The organism is Bradyrhizobium sp. UFLA06-06 (genome assembly GCF_054820065.1).
Genome location: NZ_JADFUD010000038.1, coordinates 17,579 through 29,910, shown reverse-complemented (window position 1 = coordinate 29,910; position 12,332 = coordinate 17,579). Strand labels below are relative to the sequence as shown.

Genomic DNA, 12,332 nt, shown 5'->3' with positions numbered 1-12,332 from the left:
GGGGTTGTTTCGGGTGAGCCGGCCGCGGCCTCAGCCGGGCTGGCCTTTGGTCTTGGGCGACGGCAATCCCATCTCCTGCGCTCGCTTACTCGCGAGCTCGTAGTATGCCTCCGCCTGTCCTTCAAGATCAGCCTTGAGCTTGGGATCACTTTCATGCGTAGCCATCCGCTCGAACTGGTGAGCCCGCTCCAGGTACTCAGCAATCATCTTCATCTAACGGCGTCCTAGGGACCCGCAAACACTACGCTCCCTCAAGGAACGAACGCGAAGCGGGCTCGTTTATCGCGCACGTTCCGATGCTGTTACCTCACGTCCTACCGATGGCATTTGAACGTCCGAAGTGGCCCCGGCTGACACCTCGCTGGGGCCGCCTTCCTTGTCCGCTGACTTGTTACGGCCCGTCTCTAGCCCGGTGCTTAGTCGGCGCAACCTGGCTCGTGCCCGCTTGGCGGGAGTATCCAAGTGCTCGCCCACGGTCCTTTTCTTCGCCATATCTGCTTTCCTCCTGCGGGAAAGGCTCCTGCGTCTTGCGGCCGAGGAAGGTGTCAGGCTTAGGCAGCTTTAGCAATTCGACCGCCCGCGCGATGATCTCGCGGATGAACGTACTCAGGGCCGTGCTCCCTGGCTTTGCAGGCGGGAGCGCGCTCGGTCTCTCAGCCACCGACGCCTACGGACAGAGCCTCGGCCGGTGATGGCGATACAACGCACCAAGATAACATAGGAGCGTTGTTCCTTAAGGGCTGGAACTTTCATCTACGGAACTTCAAAGTGAGGCACTAGCCGAAAATGACGAAATATCCGACACCTGAGGGGCGGCCTTACTCTTTCGGTTCGGGATGAAGCTCGCGCTTCTGCGCGTCATGGTTTGCGAGTATCAGCGCTATGGCATCGAGGGACTGCTGGTCAGTGATTTGTCTGGCGAGCACCGTATAACGCGCGCCGCGCTGGTCTAGAAGGGCGGGAGCGCGATCGGTCTCTCAGCCGCCAGTGCCTTTGGCGCGCCGGTGATCCGCAACAACTAAGTAACGTAGGTTAGGTTTCGGAATTTTATAGAATTTTTAATCGCTGGGAGTGCCGTCGGCTGAGGCGGTCTCGTTCCTTGTTATCTCGATATGCCTTGCTTTCTATACGGGCACTCGCGCTGTCGCAAACCGACAGCCGTAGTTACGCAAATGATGTTATTCGCGCCGAGGTGTCGAGGCAATTACGACCTTTCCCTTCGGGGTGATTATGAGGCTGTGCCCATTAGGGCAAGAGAGATCGGATATCGCGCCGGACGCGAAGGGAGCTGTCGCTGCGGAAAGCATCAGCGCGAGCTCACCGCATATCGGACACAGACACTTTTTGTTTGTAGGCGGTGTTGGAGACGCCATCGGTACTAACGCCGCTGCGTCCGAAATGGTTTGTCGCCAGCGGCGTCATTAGATACGGGAAGCGCGGATAAGTTCAACCTATGGAACCGGCCTACATGACCGCTGGCCATAATGCCCTCCGCGGATCAGGTCCCGGTCAAAAGCACGCATTCGAAGATGCCGTGGCCCAAGTGGGTTGTCCTGATCGCCGGATCGACCGGCGCTGCATTACGTGCTGTTCGCCCTCCCAACCGTTACGTTACACCGGATGTCCGGCGCGATGAGTTACGCCACGAGCGCGATGGGCTCCCTGTAGCGCTCGCCCCTGGCCATCATGTCGGCACGAACCGCATGTTGGGTCTCGTGACCGCCTCACAAATCGCCTCCGCGTCGGTGCTGTCGTTCTTCTGCCGCTTGACGTAGGGCTTCACATAGGCCGGAGGCATCAATCGCACCGTATGCCCCAACGCCTGCAGCTCGCGGGACCAATGGTGCGATGATGCGCAAGCCTCGATCCCCACCAGGCATGGCGGCAGCTTCTGGGAAAACGCCAGAACGTTCCCGCGCCTCAACTGACGGCGTATGACCACCTGGCCGGCTGTATCAACGCCGTGCACTTAGAAGACCGACTTCGCGATATCCAGACCGATCGTCGAAATTGACTGCATAGGCTGCTCCTCCGAATCGTGGGAGCCTCAAACGGCGCCCACTCCTTGGCACTGTCGTGCCCGTGGAGGAGCCGTCCACAGCATCAAGAGCTGACTTGCGAGAAGTGGCAGCAAAGCGGACATCGGCCGACGAGTTGGCTTCAGCGATGGGGCAGGAGCGGGCCTCCATTTTCCTCTACCCCCGAAGTTCCCTCTGCGGGCCGGATTTTCTTGGTTTCGTTTGCAGGTGACGGAAAGCCGATCCGCGCGGGCTTGTAGGCGCTCCTCATCCGCGAGACATTCTGTCGCAGAACCATTCGTTTTGCCGGAGGACTAACCTCTAGGCGGAAATCTGCCGTTCGCAATGTCGAACGGCTGCAGCGGGGTGATTCGGCGCCGCTTCGGTTGCAATAGCCGTGGGCGTGGCCGCCCTTTCTGCTGATCCGTCCAAGCGTATGAGAGCTGACTGCCGAAACACTGACCGCTAGTCACGGAGGAGATGCCATGGCGGAGATCCGGCTGGCCTCGCTATTGGGCGGGGCGATTACCCTTGAAAGCGATGCAATTGCTGCCTTTCGTCAAACCTTGCGAGGCAACGTCTGTCTGGCCGAGGAGCCGGGCTACGATGAAGCACGTACGATCTGGAATGCGATGATCGATCGCCGCCCAGGCGCGGTCGTGCGCTGTAGAGGGGCCGCAGATATCATTCGTGCCGTACGGCTTGCGCGTGAGCACGGCCTCTTGGTCGCCGTGCGGGGCGGCGGCCATAACATCGCGGGCAATGCTGTTTGTGACGGCGGGCTCTTGATCGATCTTTCGCTGATGCGCTCCGTCCGGGTTGATCCATTTCACCGCACCGCGCGCGTGGACCCGGGGGCAACGCTTGGCGACTTCGACAAGGAGGCGCAAGCTTTCGGCCTTGCAACCCCGCTCGGGATCAACTCGACGACCGGCGTTGCGGGATTGACGCTGGGCGGCGGCTTCGGGTGGCTTAGCCGCAAGTTCGGGCTTGCCGCCGACAACCTGATCTCGGCCGACGTGGTGACGGCCGAAGGCGAGCTCGTTCGGGCAAACATCGCCGAGAATACCGATCTGTTCTGGGCGCTGCGCGGAGGCGGAGCCAATTTCGGGGTGGTGAGTTCGTTCGAGTTCCGCCTGCATCCTGTTGGTCCGATGGTTCTGGCCGGACTCATCGTCCATCCCTTTGCGCGGGCGAAGGAGCTGCTCGCGGGCTATCGCGACGTCGCCGCCAAGGCGCCCGACGAATTGACGGTGTGGGTGGTGCTCAGACAGGCGCCGCCGCTGCCATTCTTGCCCGTCGAGGTTCACGGCAAGGAGATCGTCGCGTTCGCCGTCTGCTATGTGGGAGATGAGAACGAGGGCAAGCGTGCGTTGGAGCCGTTGCGCGCGCTCGGAGAGCCGATCGTAGACGTGATCGGCATGCAGCCCTTTGCGGCTTGGCAGACCGCGTTTGACCCAATGCTCACGCCCGGCGCCTATAATTACTGGAAGTCGCACAATTTCGTTGAACTCAACGACGGTCTTCTCGACACGCTGGCGAGCCATACGACAAGCCTGCCGACCGCGGAGTGCGAGATTTTCATCGGTCAGCTTGGTGGCGCCACCAGTCGCATGGCCATCGACGCCACGGCGTTCCCCCACCGCGATGCGAAGTTTGTCATGAATGTTCACACGCGTTGGCGCGATCCGGCGGATGAGCAACGTTCGATCGCTTGGGCGCGCAGGCTCTTTACTGAGACCGCGCCTCACGCAACCGGCGGCGTCTACGTCAACTTCATGCCGGCGGACGAGACCGATCGCGTAGCCGGCGCCTACGGCCCGAACTACGCTCGTCTTGCCGCGCTGAAGGCCAAGTACGATCCCGGCAACCTATTCCGGCTAAATCAGAACGTCAGGCCGTCCGCCGCACAGCGACCGGCCGCCTGACAAGAGGAGGACGGGATCCGTAATCGAGGGGGCCACGGAGACGAAGTTGGACATCGGAGAATGGCTGCGCAGCCTGGGCCTGCAATCCTATGAGCAGACGTTCCGCGACAACGGAATTGACCTTGAGATCCTGCCCCACCTGACGGTTGAAGATCTCAAGGAAATTGGAGTCCAGGCCGTCGGCCACCGGCGGAAGCTTCTCGATGCAATCGGCCTGCTACCAGCGGACCTGGCGGCGGCACGGCCCGTCGCGTCGGTGGAGCGCCGACAGCTCACGCTCATGTTTGTCGACCTCGTCGGCTCGACCGATCTCAGCCGCCGTCTCGATCCCGAGGAGCTGCGCGAGGTGATGCGGGCCTACTCGAACACGGTGGCGGGAGAGATTGCGCGACTGGAGGGCCACGTCGCGAAGTTTCTGGGAGACGGAGTGCAGGCCTATTTCGGCTGGCCGCGCGCAAGCGAAGATGCGGCAGAGCAAGCTGTCCGGGCGGGACTTGCGGTCGCAACAGCGGTCAGCGGCATGTCGTCAGGCGCAGGAGGCCTGCTGGCAGCACGCGTCGGCATCGCCACGGGGCTTGTCGTGGTGGGTGATCTGCTCGGGGAAGGTGCTGCGAAGGAGGAAGCGGTCACTGGGGAGACGCCAAATCTCGCGGCCCGCCTGCAGCAGGTTGCGGACCCTGGTACGGTCGTTATCGCCGACAGCACGCGCCGCCTGGTCGGCGATCTCTTCGAATTCGTCGAGCTCGGTTCCCTTCGGCTCAAGGGCTTTGCCGAACCGGTGCAAGCCTGGCAGGTCATCGGCGAAGGCCGGGCAGAGAGCAGGTTCGAGGCTTTGCACGGAGCCCACGTCACGCCACTCGTCGGGCGCAGCGAGGAGCTGGATTTGACGCTGTCGCGGTGGCGGCTTGCCAAGGGACAGGCTGGACAGGTCGTCCTGATTTTTGGCGAACCGGGAATCGGAAAATCAAGGTTGGTGCTCGCGCTGCGCGAACGGCTACAGGCCGAACAGATCACGCTCGTTAGCTACACCTGTTCGCCGCATCACCTGAACAGCCCGCTTTTTCCCTTCATCTCGCAGCTCGAGCGGGAGGCGCGGTTCGCACCTGAGGATGCCGCGGAAACACGGCTCAAGCGCCTCGAACTCCTCCTTGGCGAAAACGGCGAAGGGCTGTCTAGCGATGCAATCCAGCTTGTTGCCGATCTGCTCTGCATTCCAACCGAGAGGCCGAGCACCCAGCCAGAGATGTCGCCGCAGCAAAGGAAGGCGCTCCTGTTCCGCACATTCCTGGCCAGGCTCGATCGACTTGCCGCTCGTGGCCCGGTGCTGATGGTGCTTGAAGACGCGCACTGGCTCGATCCCACCTCGCGCGAGCTGTTCGACCAGATCGTGGATCGTCTTCAGGACCTGCCAGTGCTGGTCGTTGCCACATTCCGCCCGGAAATCCCACCGCCATGGACCGGGTTTCCGCACGTTACCTTGCTCATGCTAAATCGCCTGCCACAGGAGCAGGTGATTGTACTCGTCGACCGGATCACCGAAGGCAAAGCGCTTCCCGCCGAGGTCCTCGACCAGATTCTGGTGCGGACTGAGGGTGTGCCGCTCTTTATCGAGGAGCTCACTAAGGCCGTTCTTGAAGCCGGGATCCTCCGCTACACCGGCGCTCGCTACGTGCTCGCCGGAGCATTCCCGTCCTTGGCGATCCCGGCGACGCTGCACGATTCGTTGATGGCGCGGCTTGACCGTCTTGCCCCAGTCAAGGAGGTCGCCCAGATCGGAGCCTGCATCGGCCGTGAGTTCGATCACGAGTTGCTTGCTGCGGTCGTGTCGATGCCCGGTGGGGAGCTCGCCGCGGCGCTTGACCGCCTGGTAGCGGCAGAACTCGTTTTCCGGCGCGGCCTCGCGCCTGCCGCAATCTATGTCTTTAAGCACGCCCTGGTGCGCGATGCCGCCTACGAAAGCCTGCTCAAGCGGCGCCGCCAGGAGCTGCACGCGCGGATTGCCACATCGATCGAAGCGCTCTTTCCGCAACTTGTCGAAGCACAGCCGGAGCTCGTCGCCCGTCACTTTGGCGAGGCGGGATTGGCCGAGAAGGCCATTCCATACTGGCTGAGTGCCGGCCGCCTCGCAGCCGCCCGATCGGCGAATATGGAGGCAATTGCCCATCTGAGATCAGGGCTCGAGTGCGCCCAAGCACTTCCTCCTGGAGCACCTCGCTCGCGCTTCGAGCTTGCCCTGCAGCTTGGGCTTGGCGGCCCGCTGATTGCAACAAAAGGATTTGCTTCACGCGAGGCAGAAGCGGCGTTCCAGCGCGCACAGGAACTCAGCCGGGAGCTGCAGAGCGAGGCTGATCTCTCCGCCGCATTGAAGGGGCTCGGCCACGTCTATCACGTGCGCGCCAACTTGCGCGAGGTCACAAGCCTCGTCGAGGAGACGGAGACGCTCGCGAAACGAAGCGGTGATCCCGTGCGTCAAGCCGAAGCCGATCATCTTGCGGGCGTGCTCTCATTCCACCTCGGTCAGTTTCAATTCTCGCGCGACCGTCTCGAGCGAAGCGCACAAGCCGGCGAATACCGCGGCCGCTATTATTCCGAGGTCTACGGAATTGATATGAGCGTATTCTGCCGCGCCTACATGAGCCATTGTGACTGGCATCTCGGCTATCCCGTTCGCAGCCTTGGGATTGCCGAGAGAGGGCTCGCCGTCGCGCGTGAGATTTCACATCCGTTCAGCATCGCGCTCGCGCTCAACTATCTGGCGATGCTATATCAATTCCGGCAAGAGCCCGATGCCGCACTGAAAGCCGCTGCAGAGTCGCGCGACATATGCGCCGAGTACCGCTTCGACTACTATGGCGCATGGGCCAGCCTCGTTCGCGCCTGGGCGATCGCTGAATCCGGCAGGCTTGAGGAAGGTCTTGCGGACTTTGATGCCGGGCTTGAGGATTTCCGGCGTACAAGTGCGGGGCTACGTATTCCGCACCATCTTGGCTTGCTCGCGGCACTTCATCGCAAGGCTGGAAAGGCCATGGCCGGGCTTCGAGTCGTCGACGAAGCGATCGCAATTGCGGACGCAAGTCTCGAGACCTGGTGCGCCGTCGAGCTTCACCGGGAGCGGGGTGAACTGCTGTTGCTGGCAGTCGGGAAGCAGGCGGAAAATCAGGCGGACGCGGAGTTCGAGGTTGCGATCAATATCGCCGCTGCTCAGGGAGCAAATTTGCCCGGGCTTCGCGCAAGCATTGCGCGCGCCAGGCTCCAAGCGTCACGCGGCATGCGGCGAGAGGCGCGCGACGCTCTCATGCCGATCTACAGCTTGTTCAGCGAGGGCTTGGAAACGCACGATCTCGTGGAAGCTCGCAAGGTGCTGGCAGACTTGTGACGAAGTTACCGCAATAACCGCGCGATCTAGGTTCCGGACAAGACAGAGCTCTCGCAAGTTTGGCTTTGGGGTCGAAGTGCTACCTGGCCGAACCGGCCGGTTGTGGCATAAAGCGTATGTCCTGCCGACATGCCACTTCTGCTATGGGTCAATCGCGTCGTTTTGAGCCTCCGCCGACTACTTCAGGTCTTCCACCAGAAGCAGACCTTTTTTGAGCCCGCCTGCATGTCTCAAACGGGCCAGCAACCGACACGGACAGCGGATTATTACGGCCACGGGTGTGAGTGCGTCTCAGATTTTATAGGCTTGGCGAAGAAACAACTTCCATTGCCCACTTTCCCTCCGCCAAACCATTACAACTCCATCCTTGATGGATATTTGTTTGCTGCCATCTACCTCATAGGTGCCTGCCAATGTCATACGGCTAATGGCCAGATCGCCAGCCGTCTTTGTCCTCGAATCTAGGAAGTCCAGAGATATCCAACGCCATTTGGGGCTCATTGCACCAGCGACGAACGCGGCCTTGTCGTCGATCTTCCCGGACGAGTGACCATAGGAAAGATGATCGTCACACAAGTTCTCTAACTGCATTTTGTTCTTCGTCTGCTTGGCCGTTCGGAGAGATTCGATAAGCTGGGCTAAATCACCGTCATCCCCCGCTTTAGCCACCGTATTAGCGAGCGTGGTGGCGCAGAGCAGGATCATAGCGCGCCGATCGAACTTCGTCTGACTTCCTCCTCCAACCTAAAGTAGGCAGGTACGCAGGCGGCACCTGAGGTCCGGCCCCGAAGCTATTTCGGATTGCGCGGAAACGGGATGAACCCGTCCTGGTTCGGCATTCTCACCTTGGGCAGCGACTGCGCGTCGATCACATCGTTCGATCCGACGATCCCGTTGAGATTGAGGATGTAGGCCGATACCGCGTAGAGCTCGTCCGCGGTGAGCGATTTCGACTCCTGGAATGGCATTGCGCGACGGGTGTAGTCGAACAGCGTCGTTGCATAGGGCCAGTAACTTCCTACAGTCTTTATCGGTGTTTTGTCCGGCGTTAGTGTGCCCATGCCGCCGACGAGCGCTCCAGCGAGCGCGACGCTGGGGCTGATTCCCCTCTCGCCGTGACAGGCCTGGCACTTCGCGACATAAATGGCCTCACCCTCAATTGCTGTGCCGCGACCAGGCGGCAGACCTACGCCATCCGGTCCGATGCTGATGTCCCATGCTGCGATGTCCGCCGGCGCGATCGGTTGCCCGAACCGCGGGGCTTGGGCAAAAGCTACCGGCGCGATCGCCAATGAGCAGACTGCTATGCATTTAGGCGTAAACATTGCTGACCTCCCCAAACTCGTCGATGCGCCAACTTGCGATGGCATTGTAGTGGTAGACACCACGCAAGCCGCGCTCGGCCGCGAACTGCGCGCGTTGGCTGCACCATGCCGGTATCGTCGATGGCGCGACTCTGCAGTACGGCGGGACCGCCATCCCATTGCCAGGGTGCGCGGAAGCGCACGGGCGCCTTTGCCAGGAGCGGGCCCTGCAAGGCTCAGGAAACGCGCGGATCATCCAAACGACGGATAAGCACGCGCAATTGCGTCCGATTCATTTCAGGGAACCGAACATCAACATCGGCTCGGGGCAATGAAGGGCGCCCTCCGCATCTAGTCGGGCGCCGCTTTCTCGAAGCATTCGGGATGCAGAGCGGCGGAGGGGGCGCCCATGGATTGACCTTTCTAGATTCGAGGCGAGCGCCGGACGTTAAGGACGAATGGGCGGGTTTCCGCGATCCTAGTCAAACTCAGTCTCAGCTGGTGCTGCCCGCTCGCGGTTCGAGAATAAGGCGGAGTCCTGCCATCCATCGATCAAAGGCAGACGGGAAAGGGGTCTCACCATGCTTGAACGCCTCGCCGCTGTGCGTGTGCAGACAGAAGGTGCATCCGTTGATTTGCGAGGCTCTCGTCTTGACGAGGCCTATAAGTTTCGGCTCGAGCTTTGTTTGGGCCCATTTATCGGCGGCGCGCGTGGCCTCAATACCTTCGTTTGGGGCGGCAAGATTGATGCGGGGTGTCATTCACGGCCTCCTTTGCTGTTCGACAAGCGAGAGACGAGCGACGACATCCTTTCATGACATGCTTTCTGATCAATTATTGGCAGACAAAAACACATGGCTTGCGCCAGTGCCGGAATCCGCCAGAACCAACAGCGGCGTTCATGCGCATAGGCGACCGCAGCAATGCTTGCGATGGGCGAGGAGGTATAAGCATCGGAAATCGTCGCCTCAGTGAAAGGCGGCGGGGCGGGAAAACGGAGCTTGACCCGCGATTTGACCCATCTGGAGTTGCTGATATGTATACACCTCTGCATTGAATGGGAGCGATGAAGATGCTGACCGGCGGCTGCGCCTGTGGGAACATCCGTTACCAATGCTCAGGAGAACCGATAGTTCAGTTGATGTGCCACTGCCGGGACTGCCAGCGATCGAGTGGCACCGCATTTTCGGCGATGATGTTGTTTGCGAGCGACAAATTTCGCTATCTCAAGGGTGAGCCGGCCTTCTATGAGACCGTCGCTGAAAGCGGCCGTGAAATCCGAAGGGGCTTTTGCAACAAGTGTGGCAGTCCTATTTCCGCTCACTGGCCTACTAGACCGCAATCGTTGATCGTCGCTGTCAGTAGCCTCGATGATCCCTCAAAATTCGACCCAACTCTCGAAACCTGGGTTTCGCGCGCGGCGCCATGGCATCCTTTCCATTCCAGCACCACCAAGTTCAGCGAGGCGTCCCACTGAAGGGAGCGTTTCGATCCGTCATTGCCAGTCATTTGGCGCACTCGCCGATAAGGAGCGGAAGTCGTCAACACCACTGCGTGTGCTGCGATCCAAGATCAGGAAAGGACCCAAAACGCGAGAAACGACTGCGGACTGAAAAGCAGGGATCGTGCTTGATCGCACGATGCTTTGAGGCCGCGTGCGCGGCGCGCAACATGCCTCTCAAGCGGCTTGGCGGTGCTCGTAATTCGGAAGATGCGCCAGGTTGGCCCGGCTGAGACCCGACAGGTTCATTTCAATCTGTCGTTTGACGATTGGAACGAGATCCACGAAGGACAGTAGGACGTTGCGCGCGGCACGCTTGAAGATACCGTGCGTCGTGGCCATGTCCGTCAGCCGGCCTGCAAGGCCAAGCACCCGCGCTGCCGCCGGGCGGCGCAGGCTCTCATAGACGTCGAGCATTGTTTCAGGTCTGTTGCGCCCGACGACGCCCGCCAGAGTTTCTCCGAGCACCACGGCGTCTACCAGGCCGGTGTTCATGCCCTGACCGCCTGCCGGGCTATGAACATGTGCTGCGTCGCCCATCAGTATTAGCCGGCCGCATCGATAGGAATTTGCGAGACGATGATGCAAGCGGAAGCGCGAACTCCAGAGCACGTCAAGCACTGTTGCGTTGCTGGCCTGAGGTCCCCGCGAGTCCATCACGGCTTGAACGTCTGACTTCGACAGGTGCTCCGGCGCATTATCCATAGTTGCGACCACTCGGTAGGATCCACCCGGCAACGGAGCGACGACAACCAAGCCGGCGGGCGAGAAGAACAGGGATACTTCGTGTTGGCCCAAGGGCCAGTTCAGTCGAACGTCAGCTAGCACGAAGGAGTCTTCGTAGGTGCCACCGTCGAAGCCGATGCCGGTCGCCTGACGTACGACGCTATTCATGCCGTCGGCACCGACCACGTAGCGAGCTGAGATCACCTGTTCGCCGTCGGGGCCGTTCACCGTGACACGAGCGCCGGCGCTGTCCTGCTCGGCGCAAGTTGCTGTGACGCGACGATGAATGACGCCGCCGAGTGTTGTGATACGAGACGCGAGGACCTGCTCAGTTATGTTTTGCGGCAGCATTAGTAGATATGGATGCCCGGAGGGCAGGGCGTCGAAACGCAGTCGCAGAAGCGCTTTGTCGCGGTCGCGCACCGTGAAATTGTTGACCTTAAGGCCCCGTGCGACCAACTCGTCACTCACGCCCAGGGCGGCGAGCGAATCAAGCGTCTGCGCGTGGATGACGCCCGCCCGCGACGTGTTCTGCCCCTCGCTCAGGCGGTCAATCAAAATATGGTCGACGCCCGCCTGATGGAGTGCAATCGACAGCGCCAACCCAGTTGGGCCAGCACCCACGATCAGAACCTCAGTTTGAGTTTTCATGGCAAAACCTCTTTTGTCAACGCTTGTTGACATTTGAGGCGGTGAGTTGAATTTGTCAACGTTTGTTGGCATATTCGCTCGATGAAGGCGAAAAACGCAGTAAAATCAATCAAGTCAGACCGGACCCGGGCACAGATACTGGCTGCGGCGCAGGCTCTATTTTCCGAGCGTGGCTACGACAACACCACGATCCGCGACGTCGCGGCCCGTGCGTTGATCGATCCTGCGATGGTCATGCGCTACTTCCGGACGAAGGACGAATTGTTCGGGCGAGCGGCCGCCATCGATCTTCGCCTGCCGGCGTTGAAAACGAGCGAAGCGGACAAGATCGGGGAGACGCTGATCCGTCACTTCCTCGATTTGTGGGAAGGGTCCGGCAGGGGCATGACGATCATGCTGCGCTCTGCAACATCCAACGAATTCGCCGCCGAAAAAGTGCGCGAAGTGTTCGCGAAACAGGTCGGGCCGCTGATCGCGTCCGTCGGACGCGAGTCTACGGCGCCGCGGCGCGCCGGCCTAATCAGCAGCCAGCTTTTGGGATTGGCGCTGTGCCGCTACATTCTCAAGCTACCCCCCGTCGTTTCTCTCTCGCGGGAGGACCTCGTCGCACACGTCGGCCCGGTACTGCAACGTTACGCGATGGACGAGGTTTAGGCTGCATGAGCGTGAACCGGCGCGAGCACCAACGTCGTCAATTACGAGCCGCTCGAAAGCGGCTAGCCCGATCGGGTCCAGCGCGTCGAAATACGAACATCCCATACGGCCCGGTCCCTGCAATGGGCGTCGAGCCGGGTCAGGCGGCCCTGTCATCCGCGCGCTCGCGATCGG

9 protein-coding genes and 1 pseudogene are annotated in these 12,332 nt (G+C 60.8%); 4 read left to right on the top strand and 6 right to left on the bottom strand.

Annotation, left to right across the window (positions count from 1 at the left end; translation table 11 throughout):
* Window positions 1-30: 30 nt before the first annotated feature.
* Both IF803_RS27685 and IF803_RS27680 read right to left on the bottom strand, forming a co-directional pair.
* A complete protein-coding gene (locus IF803_RS27685) occupies window positions 31-213 on the bottom strand; it encodes a hypothetical protein (RefSeq protein WP_028342758.1) in 183 nt (60 codons plus the stop codon).
* 1,477 nt (window positions 214-1,690) lie between these two features.
* Window positions 1,691-1,969: pseudogene (locus IF803_RS27680) on the bottom strand (IS110 family transposase); the annotation flags it as partial.
* A gap of 534 nt (window positions 1,970-2,503) precedes the next feature.
* Here IF803_RS27680 and IF803_RS27675 point away from each other — a divergent pair.
* Window positions 2,504-3,946 (top strand): FAD-binding oxidoreductase, encoded by a 1,443-nt coding sequence (locus IF803_RS27675; RefSeq protein ID WP_035632300.1) that lies wholly within the window; start codon window positions 2,504-2,506, stop codon window positions 3,944-3,946.
* 46 nt (window positions 3,947-3,992) lie between these two features.
* The gene (locus tag IF803_RS27670) at window positions 3,993-7,322 is read left to right on the top strand and encodes an adenylate/guanylate cyclase domain-containing protein (RefSeq protein WP_028342760.1); all 3,330 of its coding nucleotides are present in this window, start codon (window positions 3,993-3,995) and stop codon (window positions 7,320-7,322) included.
* Window positions 7,323-7,613: 291 nt separating this feature from the next.
* Here IF803_RS27670 and IF803_RS27665 read toward each other — a convergent pair whose 3' ends face one another.
* The 3 genes from IF803_RS27665 to IF803_RS27655 all read right to left on the bottom strand — a co-directional run bounded on the left by IF803_RS27665 (window position 7,614) and on the right by IF803_RS27655 (window position 9,387).
* The gene (locus IF803_RS27665; RefSeq protein ID WP_028342761.1) at window positions 7,614-8,027 is read right to left on the bottom strand and encodes a nuclear transport factor 2 family protein; all 414 of its coding nucleotides are present in this window, start codon (window positions 8,025-8,027) and stop codon (window positions 7,614-7,616) included.
* An 86-nt stretch (window positions 8,028-8,113) separates the two neighbouring features.
* Window positions 8,114-8,614 (bottom strand): c-type cytochrome, encoded by a 501-nt coding sequence (locus IF803_RS27660; protein ID WP_245288818.1) that lies wholly within the window; start codon window positions 8,612-8,614, stop codon window positions 8,114-8,116.
* Between the two features lie 506 nt (window positions 8,615-9,120).
* Window positions 9,121-9,387 (bottom strand): carboxymuconolactone decarboxylase family protein, encoded by a 267-nt coding sequence (locus tag IF803_RS27655; protein ID WP_461194188.1) that lies wholly within the window; start codon window positions 9,385-9,387, stop codon window positions 9,121-9,123.
* Window positions 9,388-9,692: 305 nt separating this feature from the next.
* On the opposite strand from IF803_RS27655, the gene IF803_RS27650 reads away from it, so the two are divergent.
* Window positions 9,693-10,103, top strand: a complete 411-nt coding sequence (locus IF803_RS27650; RefSeq protein WP_075969232.1) for a GFA family protein — start codon at window positions 9,693-9,695, stop codon at window positions 10,101-10,103.
* Window positions 10,104-10,304: 201 nt separating this feature from the next.
* Here IF803_RS27650 and IF803_RS27645 read toward each other — a convergent pair whose 3' ends face one another.
* Window positions 10,305-11,504: an FAD-dependent oxidoreductase gene (locus tag IF803_RS27645; protein ID WP_461194186.1), complete on the bottom strand. Its 1,200-nt coding sequence runs from the start codon at window positions 11,502-11,504 to the stop codon at window positions 10,305-10,307.
* Window positions 11,505-11,585: 81 nt separating this feature from the next.
* Between IF803_RS27645 and IF803_RS27640 the strand changes: the two genes are divergently transcribed.
* The gene (locus IF803_RS27640) at window positions 11,586-12,158 is read left to right on the top strand and encodes a TetR/AcrR family transcriptional regulator (RefSeq protein ID WP_028342762.1); all 573 of its coding nucleotides are present in this window, start codon (window positions 11,586-11,588) and stop codon (window positions 12,156-12,158) included.
* The last annotated feature ends 174 nt before the right edge of the window (window positions 12,159-12,332 follow it).

Bases quoted from the DNA above. Each gene is read 5' to 3' on its own strand.
- IF803_RS27685 (WP_028342758.1), bottom strand. From the start codon at position 213: ATGAAGATGATTGCTGAGTACCTGGAGCGGGCTCACCAGTTCGAGCGG.
- IF803_RS27665 (WP_028342761.1), bottom strand. From the start codon at position 8,027: ATGATCCTGCTCTGCGCCACCACGCTCGCTAATACGGTGGCTAAAGCG.
- IF803_RS27640 (WP_028342762.1), top strand. From the start codon at position 11,586: ATGAAGGCGAAAAACGCAGTAAAATCAATCAAGTCAGACCGGACCCGG.
- IF803_RS27650 (WP_075969232.1), top strand. From the start codon at position 9,693: ATGAAGATGCTGACCGGCGGCTGCGCCTGTGGGAACATCCGTTACCAA.
- IF803_RS27655 (WP_461194188.1), bottom strand. From the start codon at position 9,387: ATGACACCCCGCATCAATCTTGCCGCCCCAAACGAAGGTATTGAGGCC.
- IF803_RS27645 (WP_461194186.1), bottom strand. From the start codon at position 11,504: ATGAAAACTCAAACTGAGGTTCTGATCGTGGGTGCTGGCCCAACTGGG.
- IF803_RS27675 (WP_035632300.1), top strand. From the start codon at position 2,504: ATGGCGGAGATCCGGCTGGCCTCGCTATTGGGCGGGGCGATTACCCTT.